We start from the raw sequence: 23044 nt of genomic DNA, 5'->3' as shown, positions 1-23044 counted from the left end.
TATGATTTGTAATCATGCTAAAACAGTTATGGATATTGTGAATACCGTGAAAAAGATTCTAATTCCTATTTTTGTATTAGCTGTTTGTTTGCTTGGTTTTGTTGTTTTTCAGGATACTGAAACTAAAAAGCAACAAGAGCTGAATCAACTCATGAACAGTGCTGAACCTAAAGTACAAAACTTGAGTCCGATCTCAAAGGTAACGGTCGTCCCTGAAAAAGTTACGCGCCCACTTCAAAGTGATGCTGAAGTGGTAATAGAACAGGTCTCGATCAAAGTACTTTGATGTTCATAATTGAATAAAAAACGCATGAATCACTTATCATATTGAATTTTAATCAAAAATAAATTTTAAAACAATTAAAAATCAGTGTGTTATAATCCGCGCCGAGATATCTTGAATTTTAGACTTTGATTCTAAAATGACATTTTTGTTGAAAGCTGCATACGGTTTATGCGGCTTTTTTGTTTAGGTATATATGGTGTAAGTTTCAACTTAAATCATTCATGGCTAAATAAACTTTTCCTGAGTTGAGGAAATTTGGCATATCCATTGCTTTAACTTGCAAAAATTGAATTAGATGTTCAGTGTGTTGAATCTAGCAAATTTTGAAAAGTTATACAGTTTTAAAAGTTTATTTACAGGGGCTAGGTCATGACGACTCCTAATCCATCTTCAGAAAATATGCTCGAGCGTATGTTCAAACTGAGTGAAAATAAAACCAGTTTTCGTACAGAGCTTCTTGCAGGTGTAACCACATTCTTAACGATGTGTTACATCATTATTGTGAATCCAATGATTTTATCCGAAACGGGGATGGATCATGGAGCTGTCTTTGTAGCAACTTGTCTTGCAGCCGCAATTGGTTGTTTAGTGATGGGCATTGTTGCGAATTATCCTATTGCACTCGCACCAGGTATGGGTTTAAACGCTTACTTTACCTATTCGGTATGTTTGGGTATGGGGGTACCTTGGCAGACCGCTTTAGCAGCCGTGTTTGTATCAGGTTTTATATTCATTGCGATCAGCATGTTTAAAATTCGTGAAGCTATTGTGAATGCAATTCCAATGTCACTTAAGCTTGCAATTGGTGGTGGGATTGGTTTATTTCTTGCATTAATTGCTTTAAAAAATGCAGGGATTATTGTCGATAATCCAGCAACTTTGGTGGGATTAGGTGACTTAAAGCAACCAACTGTTCTTTTGGCTTTATTCGGTTTCTTAATGGTGGTTGTGCTACATCACTTTAAAGTGCGCGGTGCAATTATTATCAGTATTCTAGCTTTGACTGCTATTTCAACTGCATTGGGTTTAAGCGAATTTAAAGGTGTGGTGGGGGAGATTCCATCAATTGCTCCGACATTCATGCAGATGGATTTCAAAGGTCTTTTTACTGCGAGTTTAGTGGGTGTTATTTTTGTATTCTTCTTGGTCGATTTATTTGACTCAACGGGGACATTGGTTGGTGTGTCACACCGTGCAGGTTTACTGAAAGATGGCAAGCTTCCACGTTTGAAAAAGGCTTTGTTTGCAGACTCAACTGCAATCGTTGCGGGTGCAGCATTAGGTACATCTTCAACAACGCCATATATTGAGTCTTCAGCAGGTGTTGCTGCGGGTGGGCGTACAGGCTTAACCGCAGTTGTGGTTGCTGTGCTTTTTATTCTATGTTTATTCTTGGCACCATTAGCTCAGTCTGTACCTGGTTTTGCAACCGCTCCAGCTCTGTTATTTGTTGGTGTGTTGATGATTCAGGGGATTACCCATATTGATTGGGATGATATTACTGAAGCAGTACCTGCGTTTTTAACTATTGTCTTTATGCCATTTACTTACTCAATTGCAGATGGTATTGCGATGGGCTTTATCAGCTATGCATTGGTTAAACTGTTCACAGGTAAGGCAGCAACTGTACCGTATATGGTTTGGATTGTTGCTGCGCTTTGGGCACTGAAATTTGCAATGTTTGGTGGCTAATTCACCAAATATTGATAAGGGTGTAAACTCCGTTTACACCCTTTTTTATTTTTTAAAGAGGAAGAGATATGAGTCAATTGGAGCTCATTCGTGCTTTACCAAAAGCAGAACTGCATGTGCATATTGAAGGGACATTTGAGCCAGAACTCATGTTTGCAATTGCACAGCGTAACCAAATAGACATTCCCTATAAGTCGGTTGAAGAAGTAAAGCAGGCTTATAACTTTCATAACTTACAGTCCTTTTTAGACATCTATTATGCAGGTGCAAATGTACTGATTCACGAGCAAGACTTTTATGATTTGGCTTGGGCGTACTTTGAAAAATGTGCTGAAGACTGCGTAGTACATACCGAAATGTTCTTTGATCCTCAGACACACACTGACCGTGGTGTTGCATTTGAAACCGTGATCAATGGTTTACAACGTGCTTGTGATGATGCCAAAGCAAAATTTGGCATTAGTTCGCATTTGATTATGTGTTTCTTACGTCATTTAAGTGAAGAAGCTGCATTTGAAACTTTAGCGCAGGCATTGCCTTATAAAGATCAAATCATTGGTGTAGGCTTAGACTCAAGCGAAGTTGGGCACCCTCCTGCAAAGTTTGAACGTGTCTTTGCTAAAGCACGTGAAGCAGGCTTTTTAGTGGTTGCGCATGCGGGTGAAGAAGGCCCAGCAGAATATGTGTGGGAAGCTTTAGATTTGCTTAAAGTGAATCGTATTGACCACGGTGTACGTTCTGAAGAAGATCCTGTATTAATGCAGCGTTTGATTGCAGAGAAAATGCCACTGACAGTTTGCCCACTCAGTAACTTAAAGTTATGTGTCGTTGATGATATGGCACAGCACAATATCCGCCGTTTATTGCAACAAGGTGTGCAAGTGACAGTAAATTCAGATGACCCATCGTACTTTGGTGGTTATATGAATGATAACTTTATTGCGATTACAGATGCATTAGACTTAACAGCAGCTGAGCTAAAACAGTTGGCGCTGAACTCTTTTGAAGCATCGTTTATTTCGACAGAAGAGAAGCAAAAATGGGCGGCTGAAATTGCAGCCATTGCTTAATCTAATGTTGCTTTAAAGACAGAGTTCGCTCTGTCTTTTTTATGTGAGGTCGATATGAAAAAAATCATTGCATTGCTTGTGGTTATTTTTGCACTTTTTGCAGTTTATTTACTTAAAACAGATACAGGGTTAACTCAAAAGTTATTAAAGCCAGTGGTGGTATATCAGTGCGGTGTAGAGTTGGAGTCGACACGCTTATGGAAAGTCAGGACAGCATTGATTGGTGAAGAAAAAAAGAATCAACTCCAAACACAAATCTGTGGCTGCGTGGGTGAAAATGCATTAAAGGATATTCCCGCAACAACCTTATTACATGCAGTGGTTGATGAGCAAGTCAAAAAACAGGTAGTACAACAGGGCGTGTTGAATACGCTTAAAGGATGCGTGGTGGATGAAGTCCTAAAAGCAACAGATTGATGCTTTTAGGCTGATTCAACTTGGTATTACTTTGCTTGTTTGGTCATGCTGTTTAATACGTTATCTTTATCTATAAAGTGGTGTTTTAGAGCTGCTGCAATATGACCTGCCAACAGCAATCCAGCTGCCCATGAAATCCAGACATGTAATGGTTTTACGATTGCGAGTAATTCAGGGTTGTCTTGTACTAAACGCGGTATTTCAAATAAGTACAAAACAGGTGCAGGGTGCCCAGCACTCCAGCTAAATAAACAGCCTGTAATAGGTAAAGCCAACAAAATGAAATATAAAGCCAAATGACCGAGGTGTGCCAGTTTTTGCATTAGCGGGGACATACTATCAGGCAGTTTAGGCGCAGGGTGGGTGTAGCGCCAGAAGATACGGATCACCACCAGAAAAATGATCGTGGTTGCAATATTTTTATGCAGGGTGATGACATCTCCCTTAAAGCTACCATCCACATCATAACTTAAGAAATTTCCGCTATAAAACCCAATCAGCCATGCGGCAATAAAGATAATTGCCATCAGCCAATGTAGAACTTGAGCGGTACGCGTGTAATGGGTATTTACTGTGTTCATTAGATTCACATCCATTTTTATGTTGCGCTATTTTATAGAACTATAGATATTGCAAAAATATGCGAGATGCAACATAGCGTTGAAATTCTGCAACGCTGTTTAGATGAGTGGTGTGAATGATCTAAAATTATGCAATGGATTAAGTATGATCGGTGCATTTATGAAATAGTATTTCCGAAATGCGAGAATCTTCGGCACAATACGCTGAATTTTAACTGCAAGAAAAGGATAAATCAGTGAAAAAATGTGTCGCAATGTTAGCCCCTTTGGCTTTGGTTCTCTCAGCATGTACCACGACAGGTACTCCGTCAACGGCTGAAACCACAACTCAACAGTTAGGTACAGCGGCGCTCAAAATTGCCATTAATGCAAAATGCACCACTGAGCTGAATAATTTACCCGCATGGAAAACTGCGACTAAGCTTATGACAGTAGATCAAAAAGCCGATATCCAAACTGAAATTTGTGGTTGCGTGAGTGATAAAGCTCCACAAAATATTACAGCAGTTGATGTTGCAACGGCAGCGATTGATCCAGCAGCTCGTACAACAATTATTAGCAATGCTGTGACGAAGACCATCAATGCATGTGTGGCTGAAGCGGTCAATTAATCACTGAGTGGCGGGTCAAGAGGTGAGATGAATTCGAACTTCTTGATCAATCTTTTGTACTTTTATTTATTTATCTTTTATATTGAACTGAATAATAAAAATTGAAGCATTATTTGATCAATAAAAAAGGTATATATGTATGAAAAATAATAAATTAATCATGGGTTTATTCAGCTCTATTTTGCTGACTGCTTGTGTGTCGAATCCATTATCGAGTTCCAACTCAGATGGTTTTTCTGTCATTAAAATGGCGTCTCATGCGAAATGTATGGATGAAATTGAAAATAATCCCACTTGGCTTATGACGAGTAAGTTGTTTTCTGACGATCAAAAACAAAAGAAAAAACGTGAAGTATGTAACTGTGTAGGTGAGAACTCACCAAAGGTCTTGTCCAAAGAACAACTGGCCTTGGCCGCGATTGATCCTAAAGCAAAGGCGACCTATACCGCTTTAGCAACAACTAAAACTACCGCCACCTGTGCATCTGAAGTGTTAAACTAGGCGCAAGAAATTGTTATTAATATTGAGAGTGGCTGTTATCAGCCATTTTTTTATGAGAGTAGAATATGCAAATTGCTGGTGCAGATGAAGCAGGGCGTGGCCCTTTAGTGGGTTCGGTCGTTGCAGCTGCGGTGATATTAGATCCGAATAATCCCATACAGGGCTTAAATGACTCTAAAAAATTGACTGAAAAAAAACGAGAGAAACTCTTCGTTGAAATTCAGGAAAAAGCACTGGCTTGGGCAATTGCAGAAGCAAGTGCCGCTGAAATTGATGAAATCAATATTCTACAAGCTTCATTACTTGCGATGCGCCGTGCGGTGGAGAAGCTGGCAGTGCAACCTGACCATGTCTTGGTTGATGGTAATAAAATCCCACAAGGCTTGAGCATGAGTTGTGAAGCAATCATTGGAGGGGATGCTTTACATGCTGAAATTTCAGCAGCGAGTATTCTGGCGAAGGTGACACGTGACCATCAAATGATTGAATTGGATTGCAAGTATCCACAGTTTGGTTTTGCCAAACACAAAGGTTATCCAACTAAGGCACATTTTGAAGCGATTGCTGAACATGGGGTGATTGATGAACACCGCCGTAGTTTTGGACCTGTAAAGAAAGTGATCGAGGCACTTGAGCAAAAAAAGATGCCATAAAAATTTAAAGCGGCTGATCGAGCCGCTTTATGTCAGAAAACTTCAACCTTAACGGTTGTAGTTGTTCTGCTGTGCACCATCATCTTCATAAGCAGGTTGGTAATCCTGATCCAGATGTTGAAGGTGCTCATGCATAGCACGTTCATGCTGAATGCGTTGATAGATCTCTTCACGATGTACAGATACTTCTTTGGGAGCATTGACACCAATACGAACTTGGTTGCCTTTGACACCAAGCACAGTAACGCTTACTTGATCCCCAATCATTAATGTTTCACCGACACGTCGGGTCAAAATCAGCATGTTTATCTCCTTGCAAAACGCTAAACCTGCAGTTGTACTAAAATAAATACATAATTTTTTGTATTTAAAAAAATTTAAACAAATGTTCAATACAACTACATGACATTCTGTTTTTTTTAATGTCTAGCGGTATTTGGCATAACATAGGTTTAAATTTAAGAAAGCCTCGGGTTTAATATAACAGAGCCACTATAGAAAAAACTATAGTGGCTCTGAAATTTTGTAGTCTTTTGCAAAAACTGTCAGACAATGACAAGTTTTTCACTCGATTACTTAAGCACGGGCACTTGACTCGCCATGTTCACGGTCTAAACCGAAAGCCGTGTGCAAAGAGCGAACAGCAAGTTCTAAGTAATTTTCTTCAATAATCACAGAAATTTTGATTTCTGATGTTGAGATCATCAAAATGTTGATGCCTTCATCAGCAAGAGCAGTAAACATCTTACTTGCAACACCTGCGTGAGAGCGCATACCTACACCCACGATTGACACTTTAACAATGTCATCACGTGTAGCAACTTCGCGAGCACCAATAGCTTGAGCGGTTTCTTCAAGAATTTTTGTTGCTTTAGCAAGTTCACCACGGTTTACCGTGAAGGTGAAGTCAGTCGTACCGTCTTCCTCAACATTTTGGATGATCATATCCACTTCAATGTTGGCATTACCAATTGGCGATAAAATTTTAGATGCAATACCTGGTTCATCAGGAACACCTAAAATCGTAAGTTTAGCTTCGTCACGGTTAAATGCGATACCAGAGATAATTGGTTGTTCCATGTTGTCTTCCGCCTCAGTGGTGATTAGTGTTCCGACGTTTTTCTTAAATTCTTCGTCGAATGCGCCATCATCGTCATTATCAAAACTTGATAATACGCGTAAAGGCACTTGGTATTTGCCCGCAAATTCAACCGAGCGAATTTGTAGAACTTTAGAACCAAGTGATGCCATTTCCAGCATTTCTTCAAATGAAATGCGGTCTACTTTTTTCGCCTTTGGCGCAACGCGTGGGTCAGTGGTATAAACACCATCTACGTCTGTGTAGATTTGGCATTCATCTGCTTTTAATGCAGCAGCTAAGGCTACACCTGAAGTATCTGAACCACCACGGCCAAGTGTTGTTGTGTTGCCATTCAAATCAAAGCCTTGGAAACCAGCAACTACAATAACGCGGCCTGCATCTAAATGTTCAGTCATCACATCTGTATCAATTGACTCAATACGTGCTTTGGTAAATGAACTGTCCGTTTTAATGCCGACTTGGCGACCAGTGAGCGACTTAGCTTCAACGCCAATAGAATTGAGCGCCATAGCTAACATTGAAATCGTTACCTGTTCACCCGTAGAAACCATTTGGTCTAATTCTCGTGGGTCAGGGGTTTCGGTAATGGCTTTCGCTAAAGCAAGTAGACGATTGGTTTCGCCACTCATTGCTGATACAACCACTACAACCTTGTGGCCGTGGTCATGCCAACGCTTTACACGACGAGCAACATTTAAAATGCGCTCTGGAGTACCCATAGAGGTACCGCCATATTTTTGAACGATTAATGCCATAGTTGTTCCATATAAACCATGACCCTGAATGCACCATTCAAGGTCAGTTACACAAAAGGTGAAGTTTTATTTCGCTTCAAGCCAAGCAGCTAAATCTGCCATCACTGTTGCAAACTTCTCGTTTAGTGGCGCGCCACCTTGTGCTAAGTCAGGTTTGCCACCACCTTTACCACCGAGCTCAGTTGCTAGATGTTTGATGATGTCACCTGCTTTAATAGAAGCAGTAAAGTCTTTTGCTACAGATGCAATCAGGCTGACTTTGTCACCTTCAACACCTGCAAGGACAATGACTGCATTTTCTAATTTTGATTTCACACCGTCATGTAGATTGCGAAGTGATTTCGCATCCATGTTTTGAACAGTCGTGATCAGCGTTTGACGACCCGCAAGCGTTTGAACTTGGCTAAGCAGTTCAGCAGCTTGGAAGCTGGCAAGTTTTTGATTGAGTTGCTCAATTTGTTTTTGCAAGCTTGATGCAGTGTCGACTAAAGCTTCAACTTTTTCTAAAGTTTGGTCTTTTTGAGCTTTCAATAAACCATTGATGGTGTTGATATCACGGTCAGCTTTTTGAGCAACTTCAATGGCTTTTGTACCTGTTATCGCTTCAATACGACGTACACCTGCAGCTACACCACCTTCAGAAGTGATTTTGAACAAGCCGATGTCGCCCGTGCGTTTAACGTGAATACCACCACACAGCTCAATTGAGAAGTTTTTTTCTTCAATGATTGAACCCATTGAAAGTACACGAACTTCATCGCCATATTTTTCACCGAACAACATCATCGCGCCTTTTGCTTTCGCAGATTCGATGTCTAAAAGCTCAGTAGAAACTGTAGTGTTGGCAATTACTTCAGCGTTTACAAGACGTTCAATTTCTTGAAGCTGTTCAAATGACACAGGTTGATCGTTGGCAAAGTCAAAACGTAAGATGTCTGAGGCAACCAATGAACCTTTTTGTTGTACGTGTTCACCTAAGATTTGACGTAGTGCAGCATGTAAAAGGTGAGTCGCAGAGTGGTTACGCGCAGTTGCAGCGCGGATGTCTGCTTTCACTGTCGCTTCTACATGTTGAGCAAGCTTAATGCTACCGACTGTCACGATCCCTTGGTGTACAAAAGCACCACCCGATTTCTTGGTGTCTTGGACTTCAAAAATACCCGTGTCATTTTTGAAAATACCTGTGTCACCAATTTGACCGCCGCTTTCTGCATAGAACGGGGTTTGGTTCAGTACGATGAGAGCTTCGTCACCTTCAACCACTTCATCAACTTGTTCGCCATCTTTGTAGATTGCGATAATTTGACCTTCGCCAACCGTTGCGTCATAGCCGTCAAACTGAGTTTCGCCTTCAACTTTAACAACAGAGTTGTAGTCAATCGCGAATTTACCTGCATCACGTGCACGTTGACGTTGTGCAGCCATTTCAACTTCAAAGCCTGCTTCATCAATGGTTAAATCACGTTCACGTGCGATGTCAGCAGTCAGGTCAGTTGGGAAACCGTAAGTATCATACAGTTTAAACACCACTTCACCTGGAATCACTGAACCTTTCAGTTGAGCCAATTCGCCTTCAAGCAATTTCAAACCTTGCTCTAAGGTTTTAGCAAATTGTTCTTCTTCTTTCAGTAATTGTGCTTCGATACGGACTTTCTGTGCTTCAAGTTCTGGATAAGCTTGACCCATCACTTCAATTAAAGGTTGCAACATTTTATGGAAGAAGGAGCCAGTTGCACCGAGCTTGTTACCATGACGAACTGCGCGACGGATAATACGGCGTAGTACATAACCACGACCTTCATTTGATGGGTTTACACCATCCGCAATTAGGAATGAACATGAACGTGCGTGATCGGCAACGACTTTAAGTGAAGCAGGGTACTGAACTGGTGTACCTTTTTCGTGTGCTTCTGCTTCAAGTGCTGCGGTATCTAAACCAATAATTTCAGCGGCCGCTTTGAGTAAGTGCTGGAATAGGTCAATTTCGTAGTTAGAGTTAACATGTTGTAAAACAGCAGAAATACGCTCTAAGCCCATGCCTGTATCGACAGACGGCGCTGGAAGAGGGTGCAATACGCCATCCGCAGTACGGTTGAACTGCATGAAAACGTTATTCCAGATTTCAATGAAACGGTCGCCATCTTCTTCAGGTGTGCCCGGTAAGCCACCCCAGATATGGTCGCCATGGTCAAAGAAGATTTCAGAACAAGGACCACAAGGACCTGTATCACCCATTGCCCAGAAGTTATCTGATGCGTATTGGCCGCCTTTGTTGTCGCCAATACGAATAATACGAGATGCATCTAAACCAATTTCTTTGTTCCAGATGTCAAATGCTTCGTCGTCAGTGTGGTAAACCGTTGCATAGAGTTTGTCTTTAGGCAGTGCTAACCAAGCTTCACCTGTTAGAAAATCCCATGCAAATTTGATTGCATCACGTTTGAAGTAGTCGCCAAATGAGAAGTTACCTAACATTTCAAAGAAAGTATGGTGACGTGCGGTATAACCGACGTTGTCTAAGTCGTTATGTTTACCACCTGCGCGGACACACTTTTGTGAAGACACCGCACGTACATAATCACGTTTTTCTAGGCCTAAGAAACAATCTTTAAATTGGTTCATACCCGCGTTGGTAAACAACAAAGTAGGGTCGTTGGCGGGAACTAGAGAACTCGACGCGACACGTGTATGCCCTTGCGATTCAAAGTAGCTTAAAAAAGCTTCGCGAATTTCAGCTGATGTCATAAAACGAGTACTCACAACCAAGTCACTCCATAATTTCGATTTGGCTAATAGTAGCTGAAGCAAGTCTTATTCTAAATACGCTGACTTCAGTTACTGGCTTAAAAATTTTAAAACGCCAAATTATAACGGAAAAAGGATGTTGCACCAATCACTTTAAGGCGAATTGATGACATTTCTATGTATTCAATCGTTCTTTGATTTTGCGGGTTAATGTTGGATATTTATATCATTTGATAGAAAGAAAGCAGGTTGATAGGTCTAGTCAGGCAGGTCAATTTGTGACTTAAGGGTTCATATTTATCATCTTCACTGATGAATCATAGAAAAAGAAAGCTTAACCAAATCTATATAAATCCATTAATATAGGCCTGCTTTATCTTTCATCATTTTATAAATAAGGGCAAGTCATGCAACGAGTGGCGATAAATGGATTTGGTCGAATCGGACGTAATGTATTACGTGCTTGGTTTGAAAATCCAAAGAACTTTCAGTTTGAAATCGTCGCGGTAAATGATGTGGCAGATGTAGAAACCTTATTGCATTTATTTAAATATGACACGACTCATGGGCGCTTTCCAGGGAAAGTCGATTTAAGTTATGAAAATGAAAGAATTTATTTACATCTTTCTAAAGATCAGGCGCAGCTCAAAGTTGAAGTATTGTGTCAGGCAAACCCGCAAGATCTACCTTGGGCCAGCCTCCATGTCGACGTGGTTCTAGAGTGCACAGGTTTATTTCGCTCGCGTGAAGCAGCAACAGAGCATATCCATGCAGGTGCAAAACGGGTCATTATTGGCGCGGCACCTTTTGACTCGGTTGATGCCGCAATTGTGTATGGGGTGAATCACCATGAGGTGAAAGTCAGTGACCAAATCATTTCCAGTGTGTCATGTACTACGCAGGCCTTAGTGCCTTTGGTTAAAATCATTGATGATGCTTTTGGTATTGATACTGCGCTCATGACGGAAATTCATGCGGTCACTGCTGATCAGTCTGTATTGGATCATGCCCATCGGGACTTAAGACGTGCTCGTGCTTCAGGTCAAAACATTATCCCGACTACATCGTCTGCTTTAGGTGCTTTAAAACAAGTCATGCCAAAAATGGCCGATCGTATTGATGGTTATTCCATCCGCGTACCGACCATTAATGTGGCGGCAATTGATTTGACCTTTATTTCGCAAACACCGATTACCGATCATAAAATCAATGAAGTGTTGATTCAGGCGGCGAAGTCAGACTACCGTGAAATTATGGATGTGACCGATGAACCCTTGGTGTCTTCGGATTTTAACCATTCACCATATTCACTCATTGTTGATTTAACGCAAACCATGGTGGTAGGGCATCAAGCCAAGGTCTTTGCGTGGTATGACAATGAATGGGGCTATGCAAACCGCTTATTGGATTTGTGTGAATCTTTTAGTGCGTCATTAATCTAAAGGACTTTTCTACAGTATCTTTTACTCTGAAAACAAGATGATAGACATAGACCGCATACAGACTTGTGGGTATGATGAGTGTATAAACGAAAATAAAGAAGAGTGCTGCTTATGTTGATCTTAATTTGGGGATTTATTTTGCTGTTGGCGGTCGCAGTGGTGTTTTTAATTTGGTTTCAATTTAAAAATCAGACAGATAAAACTGACCCCTACGCAGAGCAACATCAGCTTCAGGAAAAAGTACACCATCTTGAAGAAAATTTAAAAAAGACTTTAGAGATTATGCAAGATCTTGCAAAAAAGATGCATGTGCAACAGGAAGTGATCGAGCAGACCACCTCTAAGTTGCAAAAAGTTGAGCTACAAAACGCTGAGTTAGTGAATATTCTTGCTAAAGCCGTACAACCAGAACGCTAAAAGTTAAGTTTAGATGAGCACGGTACGCAATAATGCCGCGCTCAGCATACTAATCACAACCGTTGGTAAGAGTGAAAAGCGTGAAGCTGCAAGCAAAGTGATAGCAATAGCGAGTAGATCTGCGACATTGTCCTTCACAAAATAAGGCGCAATCACTGAAATCAGTACGCAGCCTGGGACAACTTCTAAAATTTTCCGCTGTTTATTGGTAAGTGTTTTATTTTTCAGCAAAACATAGCCCAATATACGTGTCAGATAAGTGGTGGCTGCAACCAATAAAATTGCAACAAGAGTCGTGCCGTGAATCATAGCTCATCCTCCTGAATAAATATGAAAGCAGAGGCGATGCCACAGATTGCCCCAATAGGCACATACCAACCCGTCGGTAAATATAAATAAGCAATCGCTGCACTAATGAGACTAACCAGCCAAGGGCGTGCGGCGCTGAAGCCTTTCCACATGCCACGCAATAAAACCAGAAATACCGCAGCAAAGGCCATATCAAAACCGTAACTGTGTACATCTCCAAGTAAAGGACCAAGAATGGCACCTAAACTGGTAAAACTGACCCACATCAAGTACAGGGCAAAACAGATGCCTGCGTAGTAAGACATGCTAAAGGCCTGTTGTAGCCCAAATCTTTTCTTTTGTTCTGCATCGGCAAGAGCTGCTGCCCAACTTTCATCACACATGAAAAACAGAGCAGGGAAAACCTGTCGATTGGGCAAATGGCGTAAATAGGGCACGAGACTTGCACCCATGAGTAAATGACGGCTGTTGACTAGAAAAGTAATGAAAATTAAAACGAGAAAATTTGGTGGGTTGGTCCAGACCTCCAGCACAGCAAATTCGGAACCGCCCGCAAAGTTTAGGCCAGTAAAGAGTGGGACTTCTAAATGGCTAAAGCCCTTTTGAGTGGCTTGTGTTCCCAAGACCAAAGCAAAAGGAATAATACCTAGCAGCATCGGGATAGACGTTTTAATTCCACGTTTAAACTCGACATAATCGCTGGAATCATTAAGTTCCTGAGTCGTATTTCTAAAGGAGAGCATTTTAAATCGCCTATACGTGCTATGTTTTGGTGCGGTAGGTGAATAATTTTAGGGTTTTTCCGAAGATATTTTTTACTTTATTTAGCTTAATATTATGGTTGTTTAGCAGAATATGCTGTAATTTGTTAAATATGAGCAAAATTATGCTTTAGGGATGGAATTTATGGACCAAACAGATAAGCGCATATTACAAGTACTACAAGTCGATGGAAAACTTCAAAATAATGAGTTGGCTCAGCGCATTGGACTGTCTGCCTCACCGTGTTTAAGACGAGTAAAACAGCTAGAAGAAGATGGGATTATTCGGGCTTATGTGGCGTTGGTTGATCCTGCCAAGGTGAATTTGCGATTGACCGTATTTGCACGGATTTGGCTCAAAAGTCAGGATCCGCAAACTGTGAACCAATTTGTCGAGTCGATTCGTGAAGTTCCAGAAGTGGTTGAATGTCATTTAATGGCAGGGGATTGTGATTTCTTTTTACGTATTGTGGTTGCAGATTTGGATGCCTATCGACAGTTTCAAATTCACCGTCTGAATAAAATTCCCAATATACAAAGTATAAAAACAGAAATTCCGTTGCAAAATATTAAACAAACGACTGAGTTACCCTTAGCTTAACGGGTTTAGTCGTGATGTATATCATCCAAGTTGAGTGCAAGCGTGATTAGAGACCTGTTCTGCAAATCAAAGGCGATTTTCCGCTTGGCAAACTTGATCACTACTCTGTGGGCTTCTACGTGAAAGGATGATTTGTGAGTTAAGTTTATAGCTCAATCGTTTTGACCACGCTGTCTACGGAATATTGTCCCCATGCGGAGAGCTGTTCAATAAAGTCATTCAATTGTCTTTGATGAAAGTGGCAGGTCAGCATATAGCATGCGGAGCCACAAACTTTATATGCATATTCAACTTGATCAAACTGTGCTAAAAAAGTTTCAAACTGTCCAAATTGATTATTTTCCATCATGATTCGAATAAATTGGGTCGTCTCATAATTTAAATCAACCGTATATTTTTGAATGAGACCTTCGTTTTGCATTTTTGCAATACGATTTCCTACCGCTTGACCTGTGCGATGAACCAATTCACCAATGTCTTTATGACTTAATCGGGAGTCATTTTTAAGAATCTTTAAGATTTTTAAGTCAATTGGATCTTGATTTGACAGCATAGATGATCGTTCTTTCACTCTGAAAACATTTATAGATACATTCTTTCATATTCAACTGCAAGAGCCGGTTTATTTTACTTATTCTATGGCATTGATACATCAGACTGAAATGAAGATGAGAGGGTGATTTAAATGAATAAAACAGCACTAATTATTATTGATGTTCAAAATGATTATTTTCCACAAGCTAAGATGGCGCTATATCAGGCTGAGCTAGCATTAAAGCAGATTAATCTTTTGGAAGACGCATTTTTGAAAAATAAACAGCCAATTATCTATATTCAGCATATTTTTAATCAACCTAATGCCCCATTTTTTGAAGCGGGCACGTTTGGTGTTGAATTACATTCAGGCTTGCAATTGACAGCAGATTCAATCGTGGTTGAAAAACATTATCCGAATAGTTTTTTTGAAACCAATCTAAAGACGGTGTTGGATCAGCTTGGTGTTGAAAAATTAGTGATTAGTGGCATGATGACGCATATGTGTGTAGATGCAACTTCCCGTGCTGCCGCGGAGTTTGGCTATGATCCAGTGGTTATTGCAGATGCAACAGCAACACGTGATTTGAGTTATGCCAATAAAACTGTGCAAGCAGAGGATGTACAGTCTGCATGTTTAGCAGCATTTCAAATGTTTTCGACGGTGCTGTCAGTAGATGAGTATTTAAACTCATAATTCTTAGATTTGAGTTGCTATGTTGAGGCAAAAGTACACAAGTGATTGGACGTGTACTTTTGCATTGACAACTTACTCTTCGTTTAAAAAGCCTTCTTTAATTTCTTTAGGCAGATCTGCATGCCACCATGCATAAATACTGGCTTTAATTTCTTCATCTTCTTCCGGATCATTTAACGGTTCATCGTCTTCGCGGACAAGCTCGTCTCCGTCGAACTTAAACCAAAACTCCCACGGATCATCATCGCCACAGCCCCATGCTTGTGTGTGAATGTCTGGAAGCAAGGCTTTCAAGAAGAATAAAATAGCTTCAATGAATTCATCGCCTGCTGAGCCATGAACAAAATGGGCAACTGAATAGCCTGCAATAGTGCCTAATGACTCAGGACCCAGATCAAACTCGATGTTATCAATCGTATTTAAAATATCTTCAGCCAGTTCAACACCATGTTCAGGGTTAATGTCACAGGTTAAAGTCGTAAATTGGCCTGCATCACCACGATGTTCTTGGAACAGCCGGTCTAATTTTGCCATGATTTGAGCATTTGCATGCTTGTAATATAAGTTGCTGTGCAATTCCATCAAACGTTCCCCAAGTGAAAATAGTGTGATTAAAATGGTCTATATAATGTGGTGTTGTATTTATTCTTGCTGTTGAATTGAGCAGGAGTATAAAATAACTTGCTTTTTTCGCAAGCAGTCTGTTAATGGGAAATAAAATATAAAACAATGTTTTAAATGATTTTTTTCAATATGCGACATGCTTCGGTATAGTCAGCAGTCGTTTGAGTTGCGATTTTGAGATGATTTAAAATCTAGTTAAGAATGAATGATTCAAAAGCAACAGATTTTATAGCGCGCTGGTTGTTAAAGTTGAAACGATAAATTAAATTTTCCGAAATTGTCTAATGCACAGCACATTGTATCGTGATAGACTAAGAGAAATCGGGTGTGCCCCGATTTTTTTATGCGGATTCGTTCCGCGCTGACAAGATTTTAGGTTTACAACATGCCCATTTCAGAGACATGGTTATTACCTGATGGTGTAGCTGATGTACTGCCAGAACAGGCGCAAGTGATTGAAACTTTGCGTCGTCAAGCATTAGATTTCCTCGCAACACGAGGTTATCAGTTGGTGTACACGCCATTCATTGAATATATCGAATCGTTATCTTCTCTTTCAGAATCGAATCAAGATTTAGACTTAGCCACCTTTAAAGTCATTGACCAGTTATCTGGTCGTTTGCTTGGTGTGCGTGCCGATATGACACCACAAGTGGCTCGTATTGATGCGCATGTACATCCAGTTGAAGGCGTTGCTCGCTATTGCTATGCAGGAACAGTCCTACATACCAAACCACAAGGCTTTAATACCACACGTGCGCCTTTACAATTAGGTGCTGAGTTATTTGGTTCAGATAGCATTGATGCTGATGTTGAACTGATCGACGTGATGATTAGCTTACTTGCGAAAGCAGGCTTTGCAGATGGTATTCACTTGGACTTAGGTCATGTGGGCTTATTCCGTAGTTTGGTGAAAGTTGCAGGCTTAAACAAAGCAACTGAACGTCAACTCTCTGATTTATATCAACGTAAAGCATTGCCAGAGTTGGCTGAATTTACTCAAGATTTGAACTTTGGTGCAGACTTTTATACTTTAGGGCGTTATGCAAGTGACTTAGATGCTTTGCAAACGCATTTAAGTGCAGCAGTGATTGCCGATGCTGAGTTTAAACAAGCTTTCGACGCATTAAAAACCACACAGTCTGAAATTCAAGCGCGTTGGCCAAACCTACAGATGGGTATTGATGTGGTTGAACTTCGTTCATATCACTACCATACGGGCTTAATGTATGCTGTTTATGCGCCTAATCGTGCTGCGCCATTGGCACAAGGTGGGCGTTATGACGGAATTGGCGAGCACTTTGGTCGTGCACGTCCAGCGACAGGTTTTAGTTGTGACTTGTATGCGCTTAGCGCAGGGCGTTTTCAGCAAAACAGTTTAGTTGTTGCGCCGAAAGGAACACAAACAGATTTGCTCCAAGCGATTGAACACACACGTGCCAAAGGCATGAGCGTGATTCAACTTTTGGGTCAGGATGATTTAACTACACTTCCATATGCGACGCACCAATTGGTGAATGTTGCAGGTCAATGGACTGTAGAACAGATTTAATCACTTCTTCAGGTCAGTTAAAGCCTGAAAAGTTCTTCAATTTTAACAGCATGATGCAATGAGGCTATTATGGGCAAGAATGTTGTGGTACTCGGTACCCAATGGGGCGACGAAGGTAAAGGTAAAATCGTCGACCTGCTCACAGATCAAGCGGCTGCGGTCGTTCGTTATCAAGGCGGACATAACGCAGGTCATACACTTGTCGTTGGTGGTAAGAAAACTGTATTACACCTCATTCCATCTGGTATTTTACGTGAAAACGTACTGTGCTTAATTGGTAATGGTGTTGTACTTTCTCCTGAAGCGCTCATCAAAGAGATGGACATTCTTGAAAAAGAAGGCGTGCCAGTTAAAGAACGTTTACGTATTTCACCAAACTGTCCATTGATTTTGCCAAACCATATCGCATTGGATCAAGCACGTGAAATTAAGCGTGGCAATGCAAAAATTGGTACAACAGGTCGTGGTATTGGCCCTGCGTATGAAGACAAAGTTGCACGCCGTGCAATTCGTGTTGCAGACTTGGTACGTGGTGGTGAGCATCTTAAAGCTCAGCTGACTGAATTACTTGAATACCATAACTTCCAATTAACCCAATTCTACGGTGTAGAAGCAGTTCAATTAGAAGATGTGCTTGCGCTTTGTGATCAATGGCGTGAAGTTGTTGCACCACTCGTGATTGATGTTACAGGTGAGTTGCATAAATACCGTAAAAATGGTGACAACATCATGTTTGAAGGTGCTCAAGGCTCACTTCTTGATGTTGACCATGGTACATACCCGTATGTAACGTCTTCAAACACCACAGCTGGTGGCGTAAGCTCAGGTTCAGGTTTGGGTCCATTACACCTTGACTATGTATTAGGTATCACAAAAGCATACACGACACGTGTCGGTGCAGGCCCGTTCCCAACTGAGTTGGTTTACGATGCTGCAAATGACGTAGGTGACGCTATTGGTAAGCACTTAGGGACGATTGGTTCTGAGTTTGGTGCATCTACTGGTCGTCAACGTCGTTGTGGTTGGTTTGATGCGGAAATTTTACGCCGTTCTGTGGAAGTCAATTCACTTTCAGGTATTTGCTTAACTAAATTAGACGTTCTTGATGGTCTAGAAGAAGTGAAAATCTGTGTAGGTTATGAAGCTGCTGATTCTGGTTGTGTTGGTTCTTCTGATGCGTTGGCATTTGAAACTTTAAAACCAATTTATGAAACGATGCCAGGTTGGTCTGAGTCTACTTTTGGTGCGAAATCAGTAGATCAGTTACCACAAGCAGCAATCAACTACGTTAAACGCCTAGAGCAATTAATTGAATGTCCAATCGACATTATTTCTACTGGTCCAGACCGTGAAGAAACAATTATCTTGCGTCATCCGTTTGAAGCTTAAGCGCTAAACACCCATTAAAAAACCCTGCCTTTGTGCAGGGTTTTTTAATGGGTGTTACAGGAGAAAGTTAGGCATTAAGCTTATATTTAATATGGATATAAACAGTTGAACTACTATAGTTTTCCAGACTAAAGTTGCATGAATAAGCACGACATCATGTATAAGTGCTTGTTAGAATAAAATTCAAGATAAACAGATGAGCAGGCAGGATGCAAAAGAATATCGCAGGAACTATTTTTTACTCACTACTTTTTGCTATGGGTGGTGCGCCAACAATCGCGATGATGATTATTCAGGGGCAAACCACTGATCCTGATGTTATTTATAGTGCGCTGATTGGGCTGTCTGTGATTATTGCTTGTATTTTGGTGCCAATTATTCTTATTCAAAATGCATTTTTATTTGCTAAACGTAAAAGTCAAACGCTTGAAGAAAAAATTGAGCCATTAAGCCATCTATATTTGGGCTTAAATATTCTGTGTCTGGTCTATTGGCTTCTGATTCAGTTTCTGTAATAACTTTAAGTTTGGAGTCTGACATTTGTTGTGAATTTGGCTTTGTTGAATATGCATAGTGATGAAGCTGTTTTTACATAATTGCTATGATAAAACATGCTTATGATATTTAACACTTTAGATCTATTCATTATAATTCAACACATTATGTGAAGTGCTTTAAAATGGATGGAGTTAAGCCATAATGAAAAATAAAATATTAATGAGTCTGTGCGCAGCAACGGTGGTCACCATTTCTGGTTGTGCAACTTTTGCGGAGGTTGCAGGTGCGGATACAGCAACTTTAAATGCAGCAGCAACTCAAGGTTTTAACAAAACTGTAAATGAAGCAAAAACCAACAAAACTTTGGACACTTCATCGAGCACGTACAAGCGTATTTATGGTGTATTCAATCGCTTGAAGCCTTATGCTGATCAGATGAATCAAACAGGCACTCGATTTGACTGGCAGTTGGCTGTACTTAAGTCAAATCAAGTCAATGCTTATGTAGCGCCTGGTGGTAAGGTGGTGTTCTATACGGGTATTGTGGATAAGTTGAACCTTACTGATGCTGAAATTGCAGCAGTGATGGGACATGAGATGGTGCATGCTTTAGAAGAGCATTCAAAGAGTAAAGTTGGTGCGCAAGCATTAACTGACTTGGCTTTGGGTATTGGTCTCAGTGCTGCTGGCGTGGGTCAAACTGGGACAGCTGCGGCGCAGTTAGGTAGTCAGATTGGTATTGGCCTGCCGTATTCGCGTAGCTTAGAAAGCCGCGCAGATGAGGGCGGTTTAATGTTGATGGCGCGTGCAGGCTATAACCCACAAGCGGCAATTAGCTTATGGGAGAAAATGAATAAGCTCGATGGGGCTGGTGGTTCTTCATTCCTTTCGACGCACCCATCAAATAGTCAGCGTATTGAAGCGATGCGTAAGAACTTAGCCGCTGCACAAGCAGTTTATAATCAAAGACGTTAATTTCTTTTTGAGCAAAAAAGGACGCTAAAGCGTCCTTTTTTAATATCAGTTTAGGATTTTAAAAAATAATAAATTATTTGTGACAGGTGAAGTAGTGATTCAAACATTACACTTATCACCCCAATAGAAGCAGTACAGATATAGTCTGAGTCATACAACAAAGCAGTGCTTTCTTGTATGACTTAGGGTGCTGGGTTTGGCTGTTGCTGATGAATGGCTTGAATACCTTGTAAAACCTCTTCTGATAAATCAATCTCAAAAGCTTGAATATTTTCTTTTAGTTGGTTTAAGTTTGTTGCGCCAATAATGGTACTGGTCACAAAGAACTGTTGTTTGATAAAGGCTAAAGCCAGTTGTGTAGGTGTTAAACCATGTTGTTCAGCCAGTTGAGCATACTGTTCCGTTGCCCATTCACTCTCAGGGTTGCTATAACGACTAAAGCGACTAAAAAGAGTCACTCGAGCATTCGCTGGGCGCGCACCATTGCGGAATTTTCCCGTGAGGTAACCAAAAGCGAGTGGGGAGTAGGCGAGTAAACCAACGCCTTCATATTTCGCAATTTCAGACATCCCAATTTCGTAAGTGCGGTTGAGTAAGTTGTAAGGGTTTTGCACACTTACAAATTTAGACAGACCAAGTTGCTCTGCAATCTGTAAAAATTTCATGGTTCCCCATGGCGTTTCATTAGACAAACCAATATAACGGATACGACCTTTTTGAATTTCAGCTTCGAGCGCAAGTAAAGTTTCTTCTAGAGATGTTACGGTTTTGGTGCTGTGAGCTTCATCATTTTCATAGCCTAATTTGCCGAAAAAGTTGGTCGGACGTTGTGGCCAGTGTAATTGGTACAAATCAATATAATCGGTCTGTAAACGCTTTAGATTGCCATCTAGAGCAGAAGAAATGTCGTTGGCATTAAAACGGGTTTGTCCGTCACGAATATGACTGCCACCTTGAGATGGGCCAGCAATTTTAGAAGCTAAAAAAGTTTGTCACGTCCCCCACGCTGCGCAATCCATTGTCCAATAATGACTTCCGTTGCGCCTTGCGTTTCAGGCTTGGGTGGAACTGGATACATTTCTGCAGTATCCCAAAAATTGATGCCTTGTGCTAAAGCATAGTCAAGTTGCTCAAAGGCTTCAGCTTGCGTATTTTGTTCACCAAAGGTCATGGTGCCGAGACAAATTTCAGGAACCAAAATGCCTGTATTGGCTAAGGGTTTAAATTGCATTCAACATTTCCTTTATGGACTGTGCTTTGGGGTCGAATAAGATTAAACAATTATCAACAGTAGGTTAAATCACTATTTTTACAAAGTTTGTCACGATTTTGTCAAAGCAGTTACGAATTGAAGGCATAAAAAAAGCAAATCCGAAGATCTGCTTTTGGCTGTATCAGCTACGAAGAATAAATTTTATTCTTCGTCATCATAATCTTCAGCATGGGCTTTGGATTCTTCTAAAGAGGCATCAAAAATTAAGATAGCTTTACCATCAGTCTCAATCATCCCTTGGTCTTCTAATGTTTTTAAAACACGACCAACCATCTCTCGCGAGCAACCAACGATGCGACCGATCTCTTGACGTGTAATACGGATTTGACGGCCATTAGGTAAGATCATTGCTTCTGGTTGAGCAGATAAGTCAATAAGACAACGTGCAATACGACCTGAAACATCAATAAATGCAAGGTCAGTGACTTTACGCGTGGTGTTTTTTAGACGACGCACAAGCTGTGCAAAAACTGCATAGCTGAGGTCTGGGTATTGTTTGCTCAATTCATGGAAGTTTTCATAAGTCACTTCAGCAATTTCACAAACGTCACGTGTACGTACTTCAGCAGTACGCTGTGAATTTGCTTCGAATAGACCCATTTCACCAAAAAAGTCACCCGCATTTAAATACGCAACAACAATTTCGCGTTCATCGTCTTCACGCAAAATAATAGAGACCGAACCTTTTAAAATCAAATATAACGATTTAGATTCTGAGCCAGCATCTACGATCGTTGTGCGCTTTGGATAACGATTAATATATGCGCGTTTTAATAGTGCTTTCACTGACTCTGGGAGTTGACCTGGAGACAGCGCATCAGTGCTTAATTGTGAAAAGCTTGAAGTCATGCTAACGGTTCCGAAAATGGATAAATTATAGATCGCACAGACCTAGAGTGAACTTGTCACACAGTCAGAGCTGAAATTCCTTATCAACTCAATTTATGGTAGTGTACAGGTACTTCGTCAATTTATAGCTTTTTTTAGGTAGTTGCAATGCAAACAACTGTTCATTGGTTAGAGAATGTTGCTTTCGAAGCAAAAACTCAAAGTGGTCACAGTGTCATCATGGATGGTTCACCCGAATATGGTGGTGAAAACCGTGGTCCAAGACCAATGGAATTGATCCTGACAGGACTCGGAGGTTGTGCTTCTTTTGACATCGTGACTATCCTTAAAAAATCACGTCAAGAAATAACGGATGTTCGCTGTGAACTCAAGGCAGAGCGTGCAGATAGCATCCCCGCAGTGTTCACAAAAATTCACTTACATTTCGTGATTACTGGTCATGCAGTGAAGGAAAAACAAGTCGCAAAAGCTGTGGAATTATCGGCAGAAAAGTACTGTTCTGCGAGCAAAATGTTGATGGATGGTGGCGTAGAAATCACCCATGATTTTGAGATTATTGAAGCAAATTAATCCCTGACTTTTAAGTCATTTGAGGCTGATCTGATGATCGGCCTTTTTCATGCTTCACGCTTTTGTTTTCATTCCGTAAACTGGTACACAGTTCGTTACATGGATAAATAGAAAAAAGAGTTGTTTGTTTGTCTAATAA

General features: G+C 40.7%; 25 protein-coding genes and 1 pseudogene. 16 read left to right on the top strand and 10 right to left on the bottom strand.

The genetic code is table 11. The features are described 5' to 3' along the window. The first annotated feature begins 46 nt into the window (after positions 1-46). The 4 genes from B9T36_RS01780 to B9T36_RS01765 all read left to right on the top strand — a co-directional run bounded on the left by B9T36_RS01780 (position 47) and on the right by B9T36_RS01765 (position 3465). Positions 47-286, top strand: coding sequence for a hypothetical protein (locus B9T36_RS01780; protein ID WP_228146951.1), 240 nt, complete (start codon positions 47-49; stop codon positions 284-286). 369 nt (positions 287-655) lie between these two features. Then, the gene (locus B9T36_RS01775; RefSeq protein ID WP_086207870.1) at positions 656-1978 is read left to right on the top strand and encodes an NCS2 family permease; all 1323 of its coding nucleotides are present in this window, start codon (positions 656-658) and stop codon (positions 1976-1978) included. Between the two features lie 68 nt (positions 1979-2046). Then, positions 2047-3048, top strand: coding sequence for an adenosine deaminase (locus tag B9T36_RS01770; protein ID WP_086207869.1), 1002 nt, complete (start codon positions 2047-2049; stop codon positions 3046-3048). A gap of 54 nt (positions 3049-3102) precedes the next feature. Further along, positions 3103-3465 (top strand): hypothetical protein, encoded by a 363-nt coding sequence (locus B9T36_RS01765; RefSeq protein ID WP_086207868.1) that lies wholly within the window; start codon positions 3103-3105, stop codon positions 3463-3465. A gap of 26 nt (positions 3466-3491) precedes the next feature. Here the strand turns inward: B9T36_RS01765 and B9T36_RS01760 are convergent, their stop codons facing one another. Beyond that, entirely contained in the window at positions 3492-4046 is a 555-nt protein-coding gene (locus tag B9T36_RS01760) for a cytochrome b (protein WP_086207867.1), read from the bottom strand. Positions 4047-4282: 236 nt separating this feature from the next. Between B9T36_RS01760 and B9T36_RS01755 the strand changes: the two genes are divergently transcribed. From B9T36_RS01755 to rnhB, 3 genes are all read left to right on the top strand, one after another. Further along, a complete protein-coding gene (locus tag B9T36_RS01755) occupies positions 4283-4657 on the top strand; it encodes a hypothetical protein (RefSeq protein ID WP_086207866.1) in 375 nt (124 codons plus the stop codon). A gap of 139 nt (positions 4658-4796) precedes the next feature. Next, complete coding sequence (locus B9T36_RS01750; RefSeq protein WP_086207865.1) at positions 4797-5159, top strand: hypothetical protein; 363 nt, start codon at positions 4797-4799, stop codon at positions 5157-5159. A 65-nt stretch (positions 5160-5224) separates the two neighbouring features. After that, positions 5225-5812: a ribonuclease HII gene (rnhB, locus tag B9T36_RS01745; protein WP_086207864.1), complete on the top strand. Its 588-nt coding sequence runs from the start codon at positions 5225-5227 to the stop codon at positions 5810-5812. Positions 5813-5860: 48 nt separating this feature from the next. Here rnhB and csrA read toward each other — a convergent pair whose 3' ends face one another. The 3 genes from csrA to alaS all read right to left on the bottom strand — a co-directional run bounded on the left by csrA (position 5861) and on the right by alaS (position 10429). Then, complete coding sequence (gene csrA, locus B9T36_RS01740; protein WP_086207863.1) at positions 5861-6115, bottom strand: carbon storage regulator CsrA; 255 nt, start codon at positions 6113-6115, stop codon at positions 5861-5863. Positions 6116-6388: 273 nt separating this feature from the next. After that, the gene (locus B9T36_RS01735) at positions 6389-7669 is read right to left on the bottom strand and encodes an aspartate kinase (protein WP_086207862.1); all 1281 of its coding nucleotides are present in this window, start codon (positions 7667-7669) and stop codon (positions 6389-6391) included. 66 nt (positions 7670-7735) lie between these two features. Beyond that, on the bottom strand, positions 7736-10429 hold the full coding sequence (alaS, locus tag B9T36_RS01730) for an alanine--tRNA ligase (RefSeq protein WP_171264388.1): 2694 nt from the start codon (positions 10427-10429) through the stop codon (positions 7736-7738). A 392-nt stretch (positions 10430-10821) separates the two neighbouring features. Here alaS and B9T36_RS01725 point away from each other — a divergent pair, with 392 nt between their 5' ends. Beyond that, positions 10822-11856 carry a type I glyceraldehyde-3-phosphate dehydrogenase gene (locus tag B9T36_RS01725; RefSeq protein ID WP_086207860.1) on the top strand — a complete coding sequence of 345 codons (1035 nt, stop codon included), beginning with the start codon at positions 10822-10824 and terminating at the stop codon, positions 11854-11856. Between the two features lie 111 nt (positions 11857-11967). After that, entirely contained in the window at positions 11968-12273 is a 306-nt protein-coding gene (locus B9T36_RS01720) for a hypothetical protein (RefSeq protein WP_086207859.1), read from the top strand. A 9-nt stretch (positions 12274-12282) separates the two neighbouring features. Here the strand turns inward: B9T36_RS01720 and B9T36_RS01715 are convergent, their stop codons facing one another. Further along, entirely contained in the window at positions 12283-12582 is a 300-nt protein-coding gene (locus tag B9T36_RS01715) for an AzlD family protein (RefSeq protein ID WP_086207858.1), read from the bottom strand. Further along, positions 12579-13325 (bottom strand): AzlC family ABC transporter permease, encoded by a 747-nt coding sequence (locus tag B9T36_RS01710; protein ID WP_086207857.1) that lies wholly within the window; start codon positions 13323-13325, stop codon positions 12579-12581. The genes B9T36_RS01715 and B9T36_RS01710 overlap by 4 nt, the downstream gene beginning before the upstream one ends. A gap of 163 nt (positions 13326-13488) precedes the next feature. On the opposite strand from B9T36_RS01710, the gene B9T36_RS01705 reads away from it, so the two are divergent. Further along, the gene (locus tag B9T36_RS01705) at positions 13489-13944 is read left to right on the top strand and encodes an Lrp/AsnC family transcriptional regulator (RefSeq protein WP_086207856.1); all 456 of its coding nucleotides are present in this window, start codon (positions 13489-13491) and stop codon (positions 13942-13944) included. A 145-nt stretch (positions 13945-14089) separates the two neighbouring features. Here B9T36_RS01705 and B9T36_RS01700 read toward each other — a convergent pair whose 3' ends face one another. After that, positions 14090-14497, bottom strand: a complete 408-nt coding sequence (locus B9T36_RS01700) for an Lrp/AsnC family transcriptional regulator (RefSeq protein ID WP_086207855.1) — start codon at positions 14495-14497, stop codon at positions 14090-14092. Between the two features lie 132 nt (positions 14498-14629). Between B9T36_RS01700 and B9T36_RS01695 the strand changes: the two genes are divergently transcribed. After that, positions 14630-15175: a cysteine hydrolase family protein gene (locus B9T36_RS01695; RefSeq protein WP_086207854.1), complete on the top strand. Its 546-nt coding sequence runs from the start codon at positions 14630-14632 to the stop codon at positions 15173-15175. A gap of 72 nt (positions 15176-15247) precedes the next feature. On the opposite strand, the gene B9T36_RS01690 is transcribed toward B9T36_RS01695, so the two are convergent. Continuing rightward, positions 15248-15757: a hypothetical protein gene (locus B9T36_RS01690; RefSeq protein ID WP_086207853.1), complete on the bottom strand. Its 510-nt coding sequence runs from the start codon at positions 15755-15757 to the stop codon at positions 15248-15250. Between the two features lie 427 nt (positions 15758-16184). Here B9T36_RS01690 and B9T36_RS01685 point away from each other — a divergent pair, with 427 nt between their 5' ends. From B9T36_RS01685 to B9T36_RS01670, 4 genes are all read left to right on the top strand, one after another. Beyond that, positions 16185-17351, top strand: coding sequence for an ATP phosphoribosyltransferase regulatory subunit (locus B9T36_RS01685; RefSeq protein ID WP_086207852.1), 1167 nt, complete (start codon positions 16185-16187; stop codon positions 17349-17351). A 69-nt stretch (positions 17352-17420) separates the two neighbouring features. Then, entirely contained in the window at positions 17421-18740 is a 1320-nt protein-coding gene (locus tag B9T36_RS01680; protein WP_086207851.1) for an adenylosuccinate synthase, read from the top strand. Between the two features lie 209 nt (positions 18741-18949). Continuing rightward, a complete protein-coding gene (locus B9T36_RS01675) occupies positions 18950-19255 on the top strand; it encodes a hypothetical protein (protein WP_086207850.1) in 306 nt (101 codons plus the stop codon). Between the two features lie 184 nt (positions 19256-19439). Beyond that, positions 19440-20213 (top strand): M48 family metallopeptidase, encoded by a 774-nt coding sequence (locus B9T36_RS01670; RefSeq protein ID WP_086207849.1) that lies wholly within the window; start codon positions 19440-19442, stop codon positions 20211-20213. A 182-nt stretch (positions 20214-20395) separates the two neighbouring features. Here the strand turns inward: B9T36_RS01670 and B9T36_RS01665 are convergent. Continuing rightward, positions 20396-21444: pseudogene (locus tag B9T36_RS01665) on the bottom strand (NADP(H)-dependent aldo-keto reductase). Positions 21445-21627: 183 nt separating this feature from the next. After that, positions 21628-22335 carry a cAMP-activated global transcriptional regulator CRP gene (crp, locus tag B9T36_RS01660; RefSeq protein WP_086207848.1) on the bottom strand — a complete coding sequence of 236 codons (708 nt, stop codon included), beginning with the start codon at positions 22333-22335 and terminating at the stop codon, positions 21628-21630. A gap of 147 nt (positions 22336-22482) precedes the next feature. Between crp and B9T36_RS01655 the strand changes: the two genes are divergently transcribed. After that, positions 22483-22905 carry an OsmC family protein gene (locus B9T36_RS01655; protein WP_004982311.1) on the top strand — a complete coding sequence of 141 codons (423 nt, stop codon included), beginning with the start codon at positions 22483-22485 and terminating at the stop codon, positions 22903-22905. Positions 22906-23044: the final 139 nt, after the last annotated feature.

Source organism: Acinetobacter sp. ANC 4204 (genome assembly GCF_002135205.1).
Taxonomy (GTDB): Bacteria; Pseudomonadota; Gammaproteobacteria; order Pseudomonadales; family Moraxellaceae; genus Acinetobacter.
The sequence above is the reverse complement of the archived record's forward strand: the minus strand, read 5'-3'. Positions and strand labels throughout refer to the sequence as shown.